We start from the raw sequence: 16,909 nt of genomic DNA, 5'->3' as shown, positions 1-16,909 counted from the left end.
GCGATGAGCATCGAAAACCACTCGAAGGCGCCTGGCGCCAACATTCACGTAAACCACTATTGCTGTGTGGAGGGATGCGGGAAATGGGGAGGCTTCGGCCACGCCTCTTCCAAGGGCGTCGAAACGCGATGGTGGTGTGCCGAGCATTATCCGTATTGGGATGACATCAAGAAGGCGGATGGACGAGATCAGTGACGCGCCAGATCTACTTACCTGCGCTACCGCCAGTCAGTAACTGCACGAGCGACCGTCGCTAGGTCTGAAGCCATCCGCGCAGGCTCGATTCATTGAATCTCCAGGCTGATAGCCTGATGCCGAGCCCATTGAGTTCGGTGGAGTCGAGCAGGCCGATGTGAGCGCAGAAAGGCTAATCATCGCTCCGGCTGCTATTAAAACACGAAATCTGCTCATCTTTGCTTCACCTCCCCAGGGCGGATACGCTGCAGGCAGCAATGTATCGCACCATTAGGTAGATGCGAGGGGCGTTACGCAAGGAAGTGGAAATAAATGACCGCCGACGAACGCTCGCTCGACTTATGCCGCGCAATGCGGGGCCAGGAGTGGTCGCGATGAGCGTCCTCCTATGATTGACTGTCGTACGCATATCGGGAATATCTTCCCTCAAGCTTCGCGGCTAGCAGCGATTGGTCGGTCCGCAGCGAAACTTAGAGGAGTCGCTCGATGGTGGCCAATTACTTAGCGAATTCCTGAACTCCTGTATGCTGTCGAGATTCTCTTTGCTCGTGGTTGTCGCAGCTTGGCTGCCTTTCACGAGCTTTTCGTAGAACGCCGGTTGGGAAAAAACGCCCCAGTTGGACGTGATTGGCAAGGCACTTCCGGTTGACCCGTCGCCTCGTTTACTAGCCATTGTCTCAAGCTGAGAAATTCGCTCGTTCGCGACTTTCAATGCCTCGTTGACTGTCGTTAAAGCCGCGTTGGCTTGAGCATTGTCTTGCGCAAGCTTCTCTAGTTTGGCGGTCAAGTCGAGCGTCTCTCCCCCGCTGGTATATCTGAGCACTCCGGATGACCATTCGAAGTTCGCCACGGATGGCTATGCCAGCAAGATTGCACCAGCTGCCAGTACGATTGCATGCCCATTGGTTACGGTTCGGCCGACGGCTATGAATATGACCGTGATGATCATGACTGCGGCGCCAATCAACGGGACCGCGTTTTGAGTAACCCACTGCATGATTGCCCCCAATTTGCTTAGGGAAGCATCATCTTGAAATTGGATAATGTAAATGTTGTGCACGCCACTTGCACGGGCGATGTCTGGTAGGTTGCAGGCTAATTCCAGTAAGTCAGCGCCGTCTCCCCGGGCACCAGTAAACGCCAAGCCGTCCGAGATCTCTTCCGCGATATATCGCGGCTCAGGGACTTGCAAAGAACCTGTTGGTCGGCCGGGAAAGGCCGAGGTGCTCACGCAGCGTCGTGCCCTCGTAGTCCTGCCTGAAAATCCCTCGCCGCTGCAGTTCGGGTACGAGCCGATCGACGACATCGTCGAGACCTTGAGGAAGATATGGGAAGACGACATTGAAACCGTCGCTGCCGCGCTCCTCCAGCCACTGCGCCATCTCATCGGCAATCGTCTCCGGCGTGCCGACAAAGGCAAGACCGGAGTAGCCACCATAGCGCTGCGCGAGCTGCCGAACAGTCAACTGCTCTTTCTGGGCAAGCCTCAGCACCTGCGCGCGACCAGTCTTGCTGGCATTCGTCTCCGCTATATCAGGCAGCGGCCCATCCGGATCGAAGCCCGAAGCATCGTGACCAAGAGCGATCGAGAGCGAGGCGATGGCGCTGTCATAGTGCACGAGGCTATCGAGATGCGCCCGCTTCGTGTGCGCCTCCTCAATGCTGTCGCCGATGACGATGAAGGCGGCCGGCAGAATCTTGAGGCTATCGGGATCCCGACCAATCGCGGACATGCGCCCCTTGATATCGGCATAGAGCGCCTGCGCGGCGCGGAGATCGCGTGGCGAGCAGAACACCACTTCTGCCGTCTCGGCGGCGAGCTGGCGTCCCGGTTCGGACTGCCCCGCCTGCACGATCACCGGCCAGCCCTGCGGCGGGCGGGCGATGTTGAGCGGGCCGCGCACGCTAAGCTCCTCGCCCTTGTGATTGAGGACATGCATCCTCGTGGGATCGAAGAACTGGCCACTTTCCACATCGCGCGTAAATGCGTCGTCGGCGAAACTGTCCCAGAGGCCGGTGACGACGTCGTAAAATTCCCGGGCACGATGGTAGCGCTCGCCGTGCTCGACATGTTCCACGAGACCAAAATTCAGCGCGGCATCGGGATTGGCGGTCGTCACGATGTTCCAGCCCGCCCGCCCGGCGCTGATATGGTCGAGCGAAGCGAAGCGGCGGGCAACGTGATAGGGCTCGTCGAAGGTCGTCGAGGCCGTCGCAACGAGGCCGATCCGGTCAGTGACTGCAGCAAGAGCCGATAGCAGCGTGAACGGCTCGAAGGACGTTACCGTCTGGCTTCGCTTTAGGGCCTCCACCGGCATGTTGAGCACGGCGAGGTGATCCGCCATGAAGAAGGCGTCGAACTTCGCCGCCTCCAGCTTTCGCGCAAACTCCTTCAAGTGCTTGAAGTTAAAGTTCGCGTCGGGATAGGCGCCGGGGTAGCGCCAGGCTCCCGTATGCAGGCTGACAGGGCGCATGAATGCCCCAAGGTGCAATTGTCGCTCCTGTGCCATCAAGCGCTCCCGTCCGATACCCTACCCCTTGCCCGAGCGTTTACGCCTGCGGCTGCTTGGTCTTGCGCAGATACGGAAGCACTGTGTCAAACGAACCGAAGCGGGTTGCTGCGTCCTCGTTCGAGACGGCAGCTGTGATGATGACGTCCTCACCCTGCTGCCAGTTCGCCGGCGTCGCAACCTGATGCTTTGCCGTCAATTGGATGGAATCGATCGCGCGAAGGATCTCGTTGAAGTTTCTCCCTGTCGTCATCGGGTAGGTGAGGACCAACTTGATCTTCTTGTCCGGGCCGATGATGAAGACGGAACGGACGGTCGCATTGTCCGCCGGCGTGCGTCCCTCCGACGTTTCCCCGGCTCCAGCGGGCAGCATGTCGTAAAGCTTGGCGACCTTCAGGTCCTTGTCGCCGATCAACGGGTATTCAACATCGAAACCGGTCGCCGTCTTGATGTCGTTTTTCCACTTGCCGTGACTTTCCACCGGATCCACGGAGATGCCGATGATCTTGGCGCCGCGCTTGCGGAATTCGGGCTCCAGTCCTGCCATCGCGCCAAGCTCGGTCGTGCAAACCGGCGTGAAGTTCTTCGGATGCGAGAAGAGCACCGCCCAGCCATCACCGATCCAGTCATGGAATTGGATGGCACCCTGCGTGGTGTCGGCGGTGAAATCAGGTGCAATATCGTTGATGCGGAGGCTCATGAGCGTGGATCCTTGCTGGTGAAATGGCGTTGGTTTTCAATGACGGGTGAATTGTCTAGCCGTTTTCAGCCGCTGTTCAAGCACCTGCGTCAAAACGGTCGCCTGATGAAGGATAGCGGCAAAGCTTGCCTTGTCAGCCGCGGCAATATCCACGCTCATTCTGTCGATGATTTGACAGAGCTTCTCAATGTTCGGGGCGTCAGATTGGTCGTCCAGATCATGCGCAAATTCTAGGAGAACCCACACAAGTCGACGAAGTGTTCGCCGGCGAGTTTCACCCGATATCGTCGATGATCGGCTTGGCGACGCCATGAGATCCTCTACCACGCGGACGAAGCCTCTCTGCCGAGAGGCGGCTTTTTCTGCGGTATTTTATCGAGATGGCGAGTTCTGGCTTTCAGCGTTTCGAAAACACGGTAGCCGCCTGGCCAACGGCCGTAGCCGCTGGCGACATTGACGTGTCCGGCCAAACCGGCGTTGCGCAACTCGCTGCCCCAGAGGCGAGCAAAGAGTGTCAGGCGATCGAGCGACATGTAATGATCGTTCAGGCTGCCGACGACGATGCTGGGAAACGGCAGCTCAGCCGTCGGCATCGTGCCGAAAGCAATCTGGCCGGGATGAAGCTTCTCGGTCGCCGGCAGATCGCATGGTGCCACCAGCAGCGCTCCCCTCACCCGTGCCGCCGCAGGCCTTGTGGCGAGGCTCGCCGCCAGCAGACATCCTAAGCTATGGGCCACGATGTAGGCCTCGCCGGCCTCTTCGAGCACGGCCTCGAGCGTTGCCCGCCAGAGACTCAAGTGCGGATGATCCCAGTTGTCCTGATGGACGAGGCGACTTTCGGGATGATCCCGCAGCCAGGCGGTTTGCCAATGCGCATCTTCTGATCCGAAGAGCCCGGGAAGAATAAGTACTGGCGTCATCATCAATCCTTATCGCGTCGCGTGACCGAGCTATCTGTTCCTAGAGAACGCCGAGAGTGATCGCGAAGAGGAACCCGAAGGCGAGCACTGTAGCCGCAGAAGCGGCCATATCCGCCAAAACACCTACAAGCCGGTTTCGCGGAGCGATGCGGCGATCATCGAAAACAGCCATGACGATCCTCAGTACCAGGGCCCCGGAGATGGGTTCCAATAGTAGATCTCATAGTCACGGGCCGTCGGCTCGCCGTCACTGTGCAGCTCGATCCGCGGTGCGCCCGCCGCCAGTTGGGAAGGCCCGAGGCCGACGGCCCACCGGATCCATAAAAGAAGAGACTGCAGCATCGGTTTCTCCTTGCTTACCTTATCAGATCAACTGGTTGCGCCTCGCATTCGAAAGTAAGTCCGCGGCGCTGGCGACCGGGCCGAACAGCATCAGCAGACGGTTTTGCTCGCGCACCGTCAGCCGATAACGGCGAGCAAAATCGAAGACGCTCCAAAGCTCGCTTCCCATTGACGTCTTCTCCGCACTGTCCACGTCGCCCCTCCAGAGCTCACTCGGCGGCCTGAAGCGTGGCCTTTGGCGACGGGAGGAAAGAGAACGCGGCCAGCTCATCGACGACAGAGCCAATGCGGCCAGACAGCGACTCCGAGGCGACCTTGTAGTCTACGAAATCGCGGTCCGAGGCATAGACGGCGGTCGGCAGCGTGTGGGCCATGAAGAAACCGAACAGCGGCCGTAGCTGATGCTCGACAATCAGGGCATGGCGATCCCCGCCACCGGTCGCGGAGATGATGATCGGCTTGGAGCGCAGTTCGCTCGGCTCGATAAGATCGATCAGATGCTTGAACAGGCCGGGATAAGATCCCTTGTAGGTCGGCGAGCCCACGACCAGGACATCCGCCTTGACGATATCATCGAGAACCTGGTTGGCCTGTTCATCCAGCTCGCTGCGCCACAGGGCAGTGCCCAATGATGGGCCGACGTCCTTGAGATCGTAGATCTTCGAGGAAAAGCCATAGTTTGCAGCGGCAAGCCCGGCAATATGCTCAACCAGGGCATAGGTCTTGGACGGACGGTTGAAGCTACCGGCAATGCCCACCAATCGCAGCGACATAAATCTCTCCTTCGTTGTTGCATCAAATATTGTCTATAAAAATAGTGAACAAAAGAAATGACGTTCCGTTGTGAGGAGGAAGCGTGAAATTCGATGCCCCTCAAGCAAGCCATCGCGGCCGCTTGGCTTCCGCAGCGCTTGCAAGCCTTTTTTTGGCAAAGCCTGCGAGACAGCGAGCAATAGCCAGACCATGGCCGGCCGCATGTTGAAATACGACCGGCGGTACAGGCGCTGGCGCCGGCATCCGCTCAAGCCGCCTGAGGCGGCACGAGCTTGAATCGCGAAATAGCCAATATTTGTGGGAACCTTTGCTCGCGCTGTCCGTTAAATAACTGCAGCGTTTGAAATCCGCGCTGCCGGACCAGCATCGCCTATGTAGGTCCGCAAAAAGGCCCGGTGGATTCTATCCCGCCGGGCTTTTCTTTTGACACTCTCTTCCACAAAATCTTGCATTGATTCAACGCAATTGAGGTTCGTTTTGAACAACTTGCGGTCTCGCGCATTACCTACCGACTCCAACTGGGAGACAGGAACATGACGATCATCGCCAAAGTTGCTACTGCCTTGTGCGTGCTCATTGCATTGAGTTCGTGCGCAAACACCATCAAGGGCTTTGGACGCGATACGGCCAATACCGTCAATGCGACCCAGAACGCCGGCAATCGCGTCGCGAACGCTGCGTCCCGTTAATCTCGTTGACGGCCTCGCGGTCACTTTATTGGGCGGCGCCTTATGCTTCCGGGCAAAAGCCTGCCGGCGTCGTCCTTGGCAGGTCCCCATACTGTGCTTCCGCACCCGACGTCTCAAATGGCGTCAAATCGTCCGAAATAGTCGGTGGGCCTTGAAATCGCGTTGATGGCGGCAAAGATTCATTTGGATGCGATGGAGGCCAAGCCATGTCGAACTACAGAGAGGAAAGGCGGTTTCGGTGTCAGGACGACGGAGGGAAAACCTACGTTGTCATTCAGCAGATCAGGATTTCTGGCCAGAACGCGGCTTCGCCCAAGACCGACTATATGACGGAGGACGGCGAGATCGTGAATCGGCTTGACGAGGAACATTTCCTCCTTTTGCTCGATGGCCAGATATTGCATATTCCCCATGTTTCAGATGCTGATCATTGAGCCGCGGCGTTTGTCTGCCTCGGCGGACCGCGAGACTTCTATTTTGGCAGCATGTGATCCTGCACGTTGCTGAAATTGCGAGCGGCTGTCTTTCGCCTGCATTTAGTCTCGATACGTTTAGCGCCCGGCCGTGCGGCGCAAGCTCCATCGAATCATAACTCTGCGATCATCTCGCACATGACTGGAACATGAACGCCGGTTTCAGTGCGCATTCATTCGCCAGATCTAATCTGTCGAACCAACAGCGCTCCAAAGGCGTTACGTCAGCAGATACAGATGGAGACCGATCATGAGAAAGCTTATTGTTGCAGCTGCCGGACTTGCGACGCTGCTCGTGAGCGCACCGGCTTTCGCGGACGGCGTATACTTCGAATTCGGCTCCGGACCACGTTACTATGACGACACGCCACCGCCCCGCTACTACAGACACGAGCCACGCTATGTCTACGACGATGATGACGATAATTACTATCGTCCGCGCTACGCGCGACAGGTGTGCTGGGAGCAGCCCTACCAGAAGAAGAGCCATCACCACTACATCACCAAATACAGGACCGTCTGCCGCGATCGCTAATCCGTCGTGTCGTGATGACTTCAATTGCAGGGCAATGGCGCGCACGAACGGCGCGCCATTCCAATTCAATGCAGCACGTGCTGCCCGTACACTCCGACACCTACCTATTCTCCCAAAGCGCGAAAAGGTGATTGGCCCCGATGCCTGGGCTGCGATAGGACTTCGCGCATGATTGCCTGCCGCCGGAGTCCCTAAGTGTCGATTGCCGATATTTCATTGTTGAGCGCCCTGTTTGCGGGCGCGCTGTCGTTCCTGTCTCCTTGCGTGCTGCCTCTCGTTCCGCCCTATCTCTGCTATATGGCCGGCATTTCCGTCGAGCAGTTCCGCGGCGGCAGCGCGGTCGCCGTCGCTCCGGATGCGCGGCGGGGCGTGCTGTTTTCAGCGCTTTTCTTCACACTCGGCTTTGCGACCGTTTTCGTGGCGCTCGGAGCTGGTGCATCCAGCATCGGCATGGCGCTTCGCCAGCATCTCGACCTCCTGGCAAAGATCGGCGGCCTCATTATCATAGTCATGGGTTTGAATTTCCTCGGGGTCTTCCGGATTGGAATTCTGGCCCGAGAGGCACGCTTTCAAGGCAGCGGCAAGCCGGCGACGCTGACAGGTGCCTATGTTATGGGGCTGGCCTTCGCCTTCGGCTGGACGCCTTGCATCGGCCCGGTGCTCGGTGCAATCCTCGGCGTCGCGGCCTCGCGGGAGACAGTCGGTTCAGGCGCCGGGCTCCTCGCCGTCTATTCCCTCGGCCTTGCCGTCCCGTTCTGGATTGCCGCGGGCTTTTCCGGTGCCTTCATGCGCTTTCTGACGCGCTTCCGCCGACATCTCGGAGCTGTCGAGAAAGTCATGGGCTCGTTCCTGATTCTGACCGGCCTCGCTTTCATGTTCGGTTTCGTCAGTGATGTCGCAATCTGGTTCCAGCAGACCTTTCCAATCCTGATGAAAATCGGCTAAGCCGGGCGATCGATATTGCTCGGAAAGTGGCCTTTCACCCCTTCATCCTGTCGACGGCGCTGGGCTTTCTTGTCGCCGGCTTCCATATCGACCAGCCGCTGCCCTTCAAGCGCTTCGTCGATTACCTTGCGCAGGCTGCTGCGCTCTGCGCGCTGTTTGCGATGGGAGTCACCCTGGCCTTCGGCCGCTGAAGCGTATACCTGCCGAGATCGGCTATATCGTGCCGGCCAAGCTCATCGTGCACCCGCTTGTCGTCTATTTGGCGCTGACGGCCGTCGGCGGCTTCGATCCGGTTTGGATCTATGCCGCGGTACTGCTCGCCGCCCTGCCGACGGCGACCAATGTCTTTGTCATCGGGCAACAATACGGCGTCTGGCAGGAGCGCGCTTCGGCGACAACCCTGATCACGACGGCGCTTTCCGTCGTGACCGTCTCGCTCATCCTGATTGCGATAAAATCAGGCTTTCTTCCGGCTTAGCTTTTCCTTGATGGCATCGGGAATGTCGCGGAAGCCGCGACCGGGCTCGATGCCCTCGCGCATGACAATGCTGCGCAGCGGCGGCAGTGCCGACAGGATATGCAGGCCAGCAGCACGCATCATTTGAACAGGCAGGAAATCGGACAGCAGCGAGCGGTTGAGAAGATCGACGCTTGCCGTGCGGGTCATGATATCGGCGCGGCGCTTGCGATCGAACCGGTCGCCGGCATCGGCAGCGATCGGCAGTTCGGACCGCGTGCAAAGAATCTCCGAAAGCGCCATGACATCGCGCAGGCTGAGATTGAGCCCTTGTGCACCGATCGGCGGGAAGACATGAGAGGCTTCGCCGATGAGGGCGATCCGCCCCTTGCCGGAGCGATGGGCCACCATGCCGGAAAGCGGCCAAAGCTGCACACCTTCTTCAACCGTCACCTTGCCGAGCAACGACTGCATTCGCTCCTCGACCACATTGCTCAACTCAACCAGCGAGAGCTCGTTGCGCGCAACCGCATCCGAGGGGTTCTGCACCCAGACGAGGCTGGAGCGATTGCCCGGCAGCGGAACCTGGGTGAACGGCCCACTTTCCGTATGGAACTCCGTCGAAATATTCTCATGCGGCAGCGAATGTTCGAAATTCAACACCATGGCCGATTGCGGATAGGACCATGTGCGCACATCGATGCCGGCTGTTTCACGGAGCTTCGACTTGCGCCCGTCAGCGCCAACCGCGAACGTCGCCGAAATGACTTCGCCGTCGGCGAGCGTGACGGTCACCGATTCGGCGCCGATATCGATCACATCGGCAAACGAGGTGAAACACGTGACGTTGCCCTCAGCCGCAATCGCAGCGTCCAGCACCTCCATCAATACCTCGTTCGGGAAATTGTAGCCGAACGCCTCAAGATCGAGTTCGACGGAACGGAACGTGGTGATCGGCGCACGCAGCAGACGATTCGTACCGTCGATGATGCGCATGGTGGAAAGCGGAGCGGCAGCCGGGCGCAGCCTTTCCCAAAGCGTCAGCCTGTCGAGGAAGCGGATCGATTGATCCATAAGCGCAGTCGTGCGCCGGTCCCGGCTGGGAGAAGGCGGTGCGACGAGAGCCACGTTGCGCCCACCGCGAGCCAAGGCGATGGCGGCGATCATGCCGGCAAGCCCGCCACCGATCACCGCTATTTCAAAACTCTTCATTGCGCCGTTCCGTCACTTCTTTGACGACGATCCGGTGCTTATGCAGCCGGCTTCGCCTGACGGCGCCAACTATAGCCCTTGCCGGCGTCCGCGTCACGCACAGCCGGTTGATAATGATGCGGAATTCCCGGCAGGCGGTGCTCCGTGAGACGCTTTATCGCAGTCTCGTTGGTGACTGCAAAGCTGTCGATACCGACACGCTGCATCAACGGAATCTGATCGATCAACACGTCGCCGACGGCGCGCAGTTCGTTGGTGTATCCGAGGCGGTCGCGCAGCAGGGAAGCGTGACTGAACGCACGGCCGTCATTAAACGCCGGAAAGGCGACAGCGACGATTTCAAGCCGATAAAGGTAGGGCTCGAGCTTGCGAACATCGTCCGCCGGCTTGATCAGCACGCCAAACCCGACTTCATTGCTCTCGTCTGCTTTGGCAATCAGCTCATCCAGGCCAAGTAGGGGCTTTTCCCCCTCAGCTGCCTTCACATCTTCCATCTCGATCACCCAGGGATCGTTCTCGACGAAGCCGGTCTCTCTCCAAATCTTGGTCATCCTCGTCTCCTTACGCCGCTTCCGCCGCCGAACCATACAGCGCATCCTTGAACGGCTGCGGACCGACGCGACGATAGGTGTCGAGGAAGATTTCGGAGGGCTCCTTGCGGATTGCCAGATAGGTGTTGACGATCGTTTCGATCGCGTCAGTCACCTTGTCGGGCTCGAAGCCACGGCCGATGATCTCGCCGATCGAAGTGTGCTCGTCGCCCGAACCGCCGAGCGTGATCTGATAGAGCTCGGCGCCCTTCTTTTCCACGCCCAGCAGGCCGATATGGCCGACATGGTGATGGCCGCAGGCGTTGATGCAGCCTGAGATCTTGATCTTCAGCTCACCGATTTCAGCCTGACGAACCGGATCGCCGAAGCGCCTGGAGATTTCCTGCGCAACGGGAATGGAGCGCGCGTTTGCGAGCGCGCAGTAGTCCAGCCCGGGACAGGCAATGATATCGGTGATGAGACCGGCATTGGCTTCGGCAAGACCGATGGCAACCAGACCGCGATAGACGGCTTCGAGATCGGCAAGCGCCACATGCGGCAGGATCAGGTTCTGCTCATGGCTGACGCGGATTTCGTCAAAGGCATATTCCTCGGCGATATCAGCAACAGCATCCATCTGGCTATCCGAAGCATCGCCCGGAATACCACCGATCGGCTTCAGCGAGATCGTCACCATGCCGTAGTCGGGATGCTTGTGCGGCTGCACGTTCTGCTGCACCCAGCGGGAGAAAGCCGGATCGGCCCTCTTCCAACGAGCGAGGTTCTCCCATCCTTCCGCGCGATCGGGCAGAGCCGGCGGCGCGAAATAGGCGGCGATGGCTTCGACGTCCTTCTCCGGCAGCTTCAGTTCGGAGTCCTTGAGTTCAGCGAACTCGGCCTCGACCTGACGTGCCAGCTCTTCCGCACCCGTTTCATGCACGAGAATCTTGATACGGGCCTTGTACTTGTTGTCACGACGGCCATGCAGATTATATACGCGCATGACCGCGGTCGTGTAGGACAGCAGATCCTCTTCCGGCAGGAAGTCACGGATCAGCTTGGCAATCATCGGCGTGCGGCCCTGGCCGCCACCGACATATACGGCAAAGCCGATCTCGCCCTTCTCATTCTTCTTCAGATGCAGGCCGATGTCGTGGACCTGGATCGCAGCGCGATCACGTTCGGCGCCGGTAACGGCAATCTTGAACTTGCGCGGCAGGAACGAGAATTCCGGATGCACGGACGACCACTGGCGCAGGATTTCAGCATAGGGACGCGGATCGGCGACCTCATCCGCGGCAGCGCCGGCGAAGTGATCGGCCGTGACATTGCGGATGCAGTTGCCCGAGGTTTGCATCGCATGCATCTCGACCGTCGCAAGCTCAGCCAGCACATCCGGCATGTCGGAGAGCTTCGGCCAGTTGAACTGCAGGTTCTGGCGCGTGGTGAAGTGGCCATAACCGCGATCATAAGTGCGCGCGACATGGGCGAGCATACGCATCTGACGCGAGCTCAGCGTGCCATAAGGAATGGCGATACGCAGCATGTAGGCGTGAAGCTGCAGATAGACGCCGTTCATCAGGCGCAACGGCTTGAACGCGTCTTCGGCGAGTTCGCCGGAAAGGCGACGCTGCACCTGGTCGCGAAACTGCTCGACGCGCTCGGCGACAAAAGCATGGTCAAATTCGTCGTAACGATACATCCTGCTTCCTCAGACTGCGATGAATGCGGGGTCGGCGGGCTTGTAGCCCGGCGCGTATTCCATGGTCGGCCCCTGGGCACGAATGCGCTCGCGAAGACGCAGCGGCCAGAGTACGCCGTTCGTCTCCTGAACCTCGACGACGGCAACGTCCACGACCTGGTTGTCGGCATAGGACTTCTTGCCAATCGCCTCCAGCGCCGCGACGGCTTCTGCATGGCGAGCAACGAGAGATTCCTGCAGCGAGGTAACCCATTCGCCATTGGCGTTCAGCCAGACCGCGACACCATCCGTCAATCGGTTGGCGGTCAGAACCTTGTCTACCATGTTCAGCTCCTTGCAAATTCCTCGGACCGGGCGCGTTCGCGCACAAGCGGCTCCGACAGTTCGAAATTGGCGCCTGCGACCGCATCGCCGATAATGACCATGACCGGGCCGGTCAACTCATCACGATGCTGCAGGTCGGGAAGATCCCGCAAAATCCCATGCAACAGGCGGCGATCGGAGCGGCTGGCGTTCTCAGCTACGGCAACAGTCGTTTCCGCGGCAAGGCCTGCCTGCATCAGGCGTTCAGCTACGGACGCGGCAACGGTACGGCCCATATAGACGGCGATCGTCGCGCCGGATACAGCAAGGCTTGCCCAATCCGGCAGAACATCGCCCGTCAGATCGTGGCCGGTCGTGAAGACCAGCGAGGAGGCCACGCCACGCAGCGTCAGCGGCAGCTCGAAATCGGCGGCAGCGGCGAAAGCCGAGGTGATGCCCGGAACCACTTCATAGGAAATGCCCGCAGCGCGCAATGCCGCCATCTCCTCGCCTGCTCGACCGTACACAAGCGGATCGCCGGACTTCAGGCGAACCACGCGCTTGCCTTCGCGACCGAGGTACACGAGCAGATCGTTGATCTCCTCCTGCGACTTCGAATGGCACCCCTTGCGCTTGCCGACCGACAGACGCTCGGCGTCACGGCGACCCATGTCGACAATTTCCTGCGGCACGAGGGCATCATAGACCATGACATCGGCTTCCATCATCACGCGCTGGGCGCGCAGAGTAAGGAGATCCGCGGCACCCGGACCGGCACCGACGAGCCAGACGTGGCCCTCGACCTGCTCAGCAAACTGTAGCAGGCCATTGGCAGCACGACGCGCCTGCGGCAGGTTCTCGTTGGCAACAGCATCGGCGACCGCGCCGGAGAAGAAGCGGCGCCAGAAAAGACGGCGTGCAGCGCCCTTGGGGACGACATGCTCAACCGTCTTGCGGTAGCTGATCGCGAGATCCGCCAACCGGCCAAGCGACGGTGCGAGAAGCTGGTCAACCTGAGCGCGGATCATCTGGGCCAACACTGGCCCGGCGCCTTCGGTGCCGATCGCGACGGCTACCGGCGCACGGTTGACAAGAGCCGGCGTGAAGAAATCGCAGTACTCCGACTGATCGACGGCATTGGCGGGCACCTTTTCGGCACGGGCTGCCTCGACGATGGCGCGATCCTGTGCCGCGTCTCCGGTCGCCGCAAAGACGAGCGTTGCGCCGCGGACCTGCTCGGCCGCAAGGCCGGCGCGCATCGTTTCGATCCGATTGGCGATCAGGTAGGCGTGGTAATCGGCCTCAGGGCGGTCGGTATAGGCGACAACCCGCGCCTGCGTGTTCGAAAGCAGACGAACCTTCGCAAAGGCCTCGTCGCCATTGCCGAAGACAGCCGCAATCTTGCCTTCAACGCGAAAGAAAGCAGGAAATACCGACAGTTGTTCAGTCTTGGGAGGCATCATCAATCCATTTCGAAGCTGCCGGAATATGCACCGTCGGGCCAAGGAATTGAAGAAACAGAAATTCGAAAGCCTCTGCGGGCGCGTATTCTTTTACTCGGTGTTCCGGTGATTTGAGTAAAAGTCACCGGTGCGGCGCAGCGGACACAGCCTGATCCGCCGCACCGCAACAGAAGGCTGTGACAAATCCGGGCGCGCTGCCTGATCGGCATTTGCGTTGACTGCCGCTGGCGGTAAAGTGCGGCCTCCAAGGAGAAAGCCATGCCCGACAAGACCCTCGCCGCCCGCCTGCTCAACGTCATGGAACAAGACATCTTGCCGATGACCGAGCGCGGCGTCGCGGCCGGCAACAAGGTGTTCGGCGCCGCGATCCTGCGCAAATCCGATCTTTCGCTCGTCATTGCGGAAACCAACAACGAGCTTGAAAACCCGCTGTGGCATGGCGAGGTGCACACGCTGAAGCGCTTTTACGAGCTTGGCGGGAAGCCCGCCACGAAGGATCTGATCTTTCTGTCGACCCACGAACCCTGCACCATGTGCATGTCGGCGATCACCTGGGCCGGCTTCGACAATTTCTATTATTTCTTCAGCCACGAAGATTCGCGCGACGCCTTCGCCATTCCCCACGACTTGAAGATCTTGAAGGAAGTCTTCGGTCTGGAGCCGGGCGACTACCGGCGCAGCAATGCGTTCTGGAACAGCTTTGCTATCGCCGATCTCGTGGAGACAGAGGACGAGCATTTGAAGATTGAGTTGAAGGCGCAGACGGCGCGCATCAAGGCGCGTTACGACACGCTCTCGGACAGCTATCAGGCATCCAAGAGCGACAACGACATTCCACTGAACTGAGTGACCATGGAAGCCTCTAAAGACATTTCGCGCCTGATCGAGATCATGGCCGCGCTGCGCAATCCGGAAACCGGCTGCCCCTGGGACATCATCCAGACCTTCGAAACGATCAAGCCCTACACGATCGAGGAGGCCTACGAGGTTTCCGACGCGATCGAGCGCAACGACATGGACGACCTCTGCGACGAGTTGGGCGACCTGCTGCTGCAGGTCGTGTTCCACGCACAAATGGCGGAGGAAGCCGGTGAATTCTCCTTTGGCGATGTCGTCGAGGCGATTACCCGCAAGATGATCCGCCGCCATCCGCACGTTTTTGCGCGTTCAGACGCCGATACGCCCGACGCGGTGAAGAGGCAGTGGGACGACATCAAGCACGCCGAAAAGCGTGAGCGCGCCGAACGGAGAGCCAAGCGCGGTGTCAGCGAGGACTTCAAGGCCGGTTTCCTGGGATCGGTTCAGCGGAGCTTCCCCGCCCTGACCGAAGCATTGAAGCTGCAGGAGCGCGCTGCAAAGGTGGGCTTCGACTGGTCCGCACCCGAGCCGATCCTTGACAAGATCGAGGAAGAGATCGGTGAACTGCGCGTTGCGTTGGCCGAAGGCGATCAAGCGAAGGTCAGCGACGAGCTCGGCGACCTTATCTTCGCCGTCGTCAACATCGGCAGGCATGTGAAGGCCGATCCAGAAGATTCTCTGCGCGGAACGAATACGAAGTTTCGTAGACGATTCAATCATATCGAAGCTGTTCTTGATGCGGAAGGCGAAACGCTGGAAGCGGCGAGCCTAGAGCGGATGGAGGAGATCTGGCAGGCGGCAAAGGCGATCGAGCGGCAACTGGGTTGAGCCGATAGCTGAACCTCACCTTGCGGGAAGCGCAATCGCGGGCGTCAAACAAAACGCCCGTTACAGAAGAGCACCCTTAGCGCTCCCAGTCCTCTTTGCCTGATTTCGGCCCGTTGCCGAGACGGCGCTCCAGTTCAACCGCTTCGGTTTCCGAGAGGCGCACATCGAGCGTGATCGAGCCGTCTTCGTTGTCTTCGCGGTTATCGACAATCGCGTGGTCATAGAGCCAAGGCAGCAGCGCCAACTTGTCGACAGGCAGGCGCACGGTCGCTTCGGTCAGCACGCCGGAAAGCCTGCGGCTGATCTCTCCCATCAGCGTATCGATACCCTCGCCGCTGATTGCAGATAGCGCGACCACGTTCTCGGCACCGCTTGCCTTCTGCACGATGGCATCGTGTGCTTCCCGCTCAAGGCGATCGATCTTGTTCCAGACCTCGATGATCCGCTTGTCGCCCTCTTCCTCGTCAATGCCGAGGTCCTTCAAGATACGGAGCACATCTGCGCTCTGCGCCGGGTTGTCGACGTCGGACATATCGCGGACATGGAGGATCAGGTCGGCCTCCAAAACTTCTTCCAACGTGGCGCGAAAAGCCGCCACGAGATGGGTCGGAAGGTCCGAAATGAATCCAACGGTATCGGAAAGGATCACGGTACGGCCATGCGGTAGCTTCATCCGGCGAAGCGTCGGATCGAGCGTCGCAAAGAGCATGTCTTCCGCAAGCACGCCGGCGCCGGTGATACGGTTGAACAGCGTCGACTTGCCGGCATTGGTATAGCCGACCAGCGCCACGATCGGGTGCGGCACCTTCTTGCGCTTGGCGCGATGGAGTTGGCGGGTTCGCACGACCTGCTCCAGCTCGCGCTCGAGCTTGATGATGCGGTCCTGCAGCATGCGACGGTCGGCTTCGATCTGGGTCTCACCAGGACCGCCCATGAAACCGCCTCCACCGCGCTGACGCTCCAAGTGCGTCCAGCTGCGGACTAGGCGGCCCTTCTGGTAATTGAGATGCGCGAGATCGACCTGCAGCGTACCTTCCTTGGTGGAAGCGCGGCGGCCAAAGATCTCGAGGATGAGGCCTGTGCGGTCAATGACCTTGGCGTTCCATTCCTTTTCAAGATTGCGCTGTTGCACCGGCGTCAGCGGATGGTCGATGATGACGAGACCGGAGTCGTTCGCATCCAGCGTCGCCTTGATCTCGTCGATTTTGCCGGTGCCCATCAGCGTCGCGGGCCGCGGAGCGTTGACGGTAACGACGGTGCCGTTCACCACATCGAGGTCGATTGCCTGCGCGAGACCGGTTGCCTCTTCCAGACGACTCTCGGGCGTGCGGGTAACCTGGGGCGCAGCATCACCCCCTCCGCGTGCGGCACGTGCCTGCTTGAGCACAGGCACGACGACGGTCGCACGCATATCATCCCGGTGCTTTGCTGCTTCCGGGATGATCGAATCGTTCTTGGTATCGCGTGTCGAAA

22 protein-coding genes and 1 pseudogene are annotated in these 16,909 nt (G+C 59.6%); 9 read left to right on the top strand and 14 right to left on the bottom strand.

Features of this window, described 5'->3' with window-relative positions:
* The first annotated feature begins 3 nt into the window (after positions 1 to 3).
* On the top strand, positions 4 to 195 hold the full coding sequence (locus K9B32_RS20790) for a hypothetical protein (RefSeq protein WP_224565567.1): 192 nt from the start codon (positions 4 to 6) through the stop codon (positions 193 to 195).
* Positions 196 to 228: 33 nt separating this feature from the next.
* Here the strand turns inward: K9B32_RS20790 and K9B32_RS20785 are convergent, their stop codons facing one another.
* The 3 genes from K9B32_RS20785 to K9B32_RS20775 all read right to left on the bottom strand — a co-directional run bounded on the left by K9B32_RS20785 (position 229) and on the right by K9B32_RS20775 (position 3,405).
* A complete protein-coding gene (locus K9B32_RS20785) occupies positions 229 to 411 on the bottom strand; it encodes a hypothetical protein (protein ID WP_224565565.1) in 183 nt (60 codons plus the stop codon).
* A gap of 962 nt (positions 412 to 1,373) precedes the next feature.
* Entirely contained in the window at positions 1,374 to 2,705 is a 1,332-nt protein-coding gene (locus K9B32_RS20780; protein ID WP_224565563.1) for an LLM class flavin-dependent oxidoreductase, read from the bottom strand.
* 40 nt (positions 2,706 to 2,745) lie between these two features.
* Positions 2,746 to 3,405 (bottom strand): peroxiredoxin, encoded by a 660-nt coding sequence (locus K9B32_RS20775; RefSeq protein WP_007793375.1) that lies wholly within the window; start codon positions 3,403 to 3,405, stop codon positions 2,746 to 2,748.
* A gap of 12 nt (positions 3,406 to 3,417) precedes the next feature.
* Here K9B32_RS20775 and K9B32_RS20770 point away from each other — a divergent pair, with 12 nt between their 5' ends.
* Positions 3,418 to 3,639 (top strand): hypothetical protein, encoded by a 222-nt coding sequence (locus tag K9B32_RS20770; RefSeq protein ID WP_224565561.1) that lies wholly within the window; start codon positions 3,418 to 3,420, stop codon positions 3,637 to 3,639.
* 86 nt (positions 3,640 to 3,725) lie between these two features.
* On the opposite strand, the gene K9B32_RS20765 is transcribed toward K9B32_RS20770, so the two are convergent.
* From K9B32_RS20765 to msuE, 5 genes are read right to left on the bottom strand one after another with little or no spacing between them, the layout of a single operon-like run.
* A complete protein-coding gene (locus tag K9B32_RS20765) occupies positions 3,726 to 4,325 on the bottom strand; it encodes an RBBP9/YdeN family alpha/beta hydrolase (RefSeq protein ID WP_224565559.1) in 600 nt (199 codons plus the stop codon).
* A 40-nt stretch (positions 4,326 to 4,365) separates the two neighbouring features.
* Complete coding sequence (locus K9B32_RS28985; RefSeq protein WP_263491027.1) at positions 4,366 to 4,497, bottom strand: hypothetical protein; 132 nt, start codon at positions 4,495 to 4,497, stop codon at positions 4,366 to 4,368.
* An 8-nt stretch (positions 4,498 to 4,505) separates the two neighbouring features.
* Entirely contained in the window at positions 4,506 to 4,667 is a 162-nt protein-coding gene (locus K9B32_RS20760) for a hypothetical protein (protein WP_224565557.1), read from the bottom strand.
* A 22-nt stretch (positions 4,668 to 4,689) separates the two neighbouring features.
* Positions 4,690 to 4,836, bottom strand: coding sequence for a hypothetical protein (locus K9B32_RS20755; RefSeq protein WP_224565555.1), 147 nt, complete (start codon positions 4,834 to 4,836; stop codon positions 4,690 to 4,692).
* A 40-nt stretch (positions 4,837 to 4,876) separates the two neighbouring features.
* Entirely contained in the window at positions 4,877 to 5,440 is a 564-nt protein-coding gene (gene msuE / locus K9B32_RS20750) for an FMN reductase (RefSeq protein WP_224565553.1), read from the bottom strand.
* 534 nt (positions 5,441 to 5,974) lie between these two features.
* Here msuE and K9B32_RS20745 point away from each other — a divergent pair.
* The 5 genes and pseudogenes from K9B32_RS20745 to K9B32_RS20725 form a co-directional block, all read left to right on the top strand.
* Positions 5,975 to 6,130, top strand: a complete 156-nt coding sequence (locus K9B32_RS20745) for an entericidin (RefSeq protein ID WP_224565551.1) — start codon at positions 5,975 to 5,977, stop codon at positions 6,128 to 6,130.
* A gap of 206 nt (positions 6,131 to 6,336) precedes the next feature.
* Positions 6,337 to 6,564 carry a hypothetical protein gene (locus tag K9B32_RS20740; RefSeq protein ID WP_007793359.1) on the top strand — a complete coding sequence of 76 codons (228 nt, stop codon included), beginning with the start codon at positions 6,337 to 6,339 and terminating at the stop codon, positions 6,562 to 6,564.
* A 289-nt stretch (positions 6,565 to 6,853) separates the two neighbouring features.
* The gene (locus K9B32_RS20735; RefSeq protein WP_224565549.1) at positions 6,854 to 7,138 is read left to right on the top strand and encodes a hypothetical protein; all 285 of its coding nucleotides are present in this window, start codon (positions 6,854 to 6,856) and stop codon (positions 7,136 to 7,138) included.
* Positions 7,139 to 7,333: 195 nt separating this feature from the next.
* Positions 7,334 to 8,083, top strand: a complete 750-nt coding sequence (locus K9B32_RS20730; protein ID WP_224565547.1) for a cytochrome c biogenesis CcdA family protein — start codon at positions 7,334 to 7,336, stop codon at positions 8,081 to 8,083.
* 5 nt (positions 8,084 to 8,088) lie between these two features.
* Positions 8,089 to 8,561, top strand: a pseudogene (locus tag K9B32_RS20725) (AEC family transporter); the annotation flags it as partial.
* Here the strand turns inward: K9B32_RS20725 and K9B32_RS20720 are convergent.
* From K9B32_RS20720 to cysG, 5 genes are read right to left on the bottom strand one after another with little or no spacing between them, the layout of a single operon-like run.
* Positions 8,541 to 9,752 carry a UbiH/UbiF family hydroxylase gene (locus K9B32_RS20720; RefSeq protein WP_224565545.1) on the bottom strand — a complete coding sequence of 404 codons (1,212 nt, stop codon included), beginning with the start codon at positions 9,750 to 9,752 and terminating at the stop codon, positions 8,541 to 8,543. The pseudogene K9B32_RS20725 and the gene K9B32_RS20720 overlap by 21 nt on opposite strands.
* A gap of 38 nt (positions 9,753 to 9,790) precedes the next feature.
* Positions 9,791 to 10,303, bottom strand: a complete 513-nt coding sequence (locus K9B32_RS20715) for a DUF934 domain-containing protein (RefSeq protein WP_224565543.1) — start codon at positions 10,301 to 10,303, stop codon at positions 9,791 to 9,793.
* A gap of 10 nt (positions 10,304 to 10,313) precedes the next feature.
* A complete protein-coding gene (locus K9B32_RS20710) occupies positions 10,314 to 11,984 on the bottom strand; it encodes a nitrite/sulfite reductase (protein WP_224565541.1) in 1,671 nt (556 codons plus the stop codon).
* A gap of 9 nt (positions 11,985 to 11,993) precedes the next feature.
* Positions 11,994 to 12,308, bottom strand: a complete 315-nt coding sequence (locus K9B32_RS20705; protein WP_007793337.1) for a DUF2849 domain-containing protein — start codon at positions 12,306 to 12,308, stop codon at positions 11,994 to 11,996.
* Between the two features lie 2 nt (positions 12,309 to 12,310).
* Positions 12,311 to 13,747 carry a siroheme synthase CysG gene (gene cysG, locus K9B32_RS20700; protein ID WP_224565643.1) on the bottom strand — a complete coding sequence of 479 codons (1,437 nt, stop codon included), beginning with the start codon at positions 13,745 to 13,747 and terminating at the stop codon, positions 12,311 to 12,313.
* Positions 13,748 to 14,008: 261 nt separating this feature from the next.
* Between cysG and K9B32_RS20695 the strand changes: the two genes are divergently transcribed.
* The gene (locus K9B32_RS20695) at positions 14,009 to 14,596 is read left to right on the top strand and encodes a nucleoside deaminase (protein ID WP_224565539.1); all 588 of its coding nucleotides are present in this window, start codon (positions 14,009 to 14,011) and stop codon (positions 14,594 to 14,596) included.
* A gap of 6 nt (positions 14,597 to 14,602) precedes the next feature.
* Entirely contained in the window at positions 14,603 to 15,436 is an 834-nt protein-coding gene (gene mazG / locus K9B32_RS20690; RefSeq protein WP_224565537.1) for a nucleoside triphosphate pyrophosphohydrolase, read from the top strand.
* Between the two features lie 76 nt (positions 15,437 to 15,512).
* Here mazG and hflX read toward each other — a convergent pair whose 3' ends face one another.
* The gene (gene hflX, locus K9B32_RS20685; protein WP_224565535.1) at positions 15,513 to 16,847 is read right to left on the bottom strand and encodes a GTPase HflX; all 1,335 of its coding nucleotides are present in this window, start codon (positions 16,845 to 16,847) and stop codon (positions 15,513 to 15,515) included.
* Positions 16,848 to 16,909 lie beyond the last annotated feature (62 nt).

Source organism: Rhizobium sp. 3T7 (genome assembly GCF_020166565.1).
GTDB lineage: Bacteria > Pseudomonadota > Alphaproteobacteria > Rhizobiales > Rhizobiaceae > Rhizobium.
This window is presented reverse-complemented; position numbering and strand designations above follow the sequence as displayed.

Bases quoted from the DNA above. Each gene is read 5' to 3' on its own strand.
- K9B32_RS20790 (WP_224565567.1), top strand. From the start codon at position 4: ATGAGCATCGAAAACCACTCGAAGGCGCCTGGCGCCAACATTCACGTA.
- K9B32_RS20785 (WP_224565565.1), bottom strand. From the start codon at position 411: ATGAGCAGATTTCGTGTTTTAATAGCAGCCGGAGCGATGATTAGCCTT.
- K9B32_RS20780 (WP_224565563.1), bottom strand. From the start codon at position 2,705: ATGGCACAGGAGCGACAATTGCACCTTGGGGCATTCATGCGCCCTGTC.
- K9B32_RS20775 (WP_007793375.1), bottom strand. From the start codon at position 3,405: ATGAGCCTCCGCATCAACGATATTGCACCTGATTTCACCGCCGACACC.
- K9B32_RS20765 (WP_224565559.1), bottom strand. From the start codon at position 4,325: ATGACGCCAGTACTTATTCTTCCCGGGCTCTTCGGATCAGAAGATGCG.
- K9B32_RS28985 (WP_263491027.1), bottom strand. From the start codon at position 4,497: ATGGCTGTTTTCGATGATCGCCGCATCGCTCCGCGAAACCGGCTTGTA.
- K9B32_RS20760 (WP_224565557.1), bottom strand. From the start codon at position 4,667: ATGCTGCAGTCTCTTCTTTTATGGATCCGGTGGGCCGTCGGCCTCGGG.
- K9B32_RS20755 (WP_224565555.1), bottom strand. From the start codon at position 4,836: ATGGGAAGCGAGCTTTGGAGCGTCTTCGATTTTGCTCGCCGTTATCGG.
- msuE (WP_224565553.1), bottom strand. From the start codon at position 5,440: ATGTCGCTGCGATTGGTGGGCATTGCCGGTAGCTTCAACCGTCCGTCC.
- K9B32_RS20745 (WP_224565551.1), top strand. From the start codon at position 5,975: ATGACGATCATCGCCAAAGTTGCTACTGCCTTGTGCGTGCTCATTGCA.
- K9B32_RS20740 (WP_007793359.1), top strand. From the start codon at position 6,337: ATGTCGAACTACAGAGAGGAAAGGCGGTTTCGGTGTCAGGACGACGGA.
- K9B32_RS20735 (WP_224565549.1), top strand. From the start codon at position 6,854: ATGAGAAAGCTTATTGTTGCAGCTGCCGGACTTGCGACGCTGCTCGTG.
- K9B32_RS20720 (WP_224565545.1), bottom strand. From the start codon at position 9,752: ATGAAGAGTTTTGAAATAGCGGTGATCGGTGGCGGGCTTGCCGGCATG.
- K9B32_RS20715 (WP_224565543.1), bottom strand. From the start codon at position 10,303: ATGACCAAGATTTGGAGAGAGACCGGCTTCGTCGAGAACGATCCCTGG.
- K9B32_RS20710 (WP_224565541.1), bottom strand. From the start codon at position 11,984: ATGTATCGTTACGACGAATTTGACCATGCTTTTGTCGCCGAGCGCGTC.
- K9B32_RS20705 (WP_007793337.1), bottom strand. From the start codon at position 12,308: ATGGTAGACAAGGTTCTGACCGCCAACCGATTGACGGATGGTGTCGCG.
- cysG (WP_224565643.1), bottom strand. From the start codon at position 13,747: ATGCCTCCCAAGACTGAACAACTGTCGGTATTTCCTGCTTTCTTTCGC.
- K9B32_RS20695 (WP_224565539.1), top strand. From the start codon at position 14,009: ATGCCCGACAAGACCCTCGCCGCCCGCCTGCTCAACGTCATGGAACAA.
- mazG (WP_224565537.1), top strand. From the start codon at position 14,603: ATGGAAGCCTCTAAAGACATTTCGCGCCTGATCGAGATCATGGCCGCG.
- hflX (WP_224565535.1), bottom strand. From the start codon at position 16,847: ATGCGTGCGACCGTCGTCGTGCCTGTGCTCAAGCAGGCACGTGCCGCA.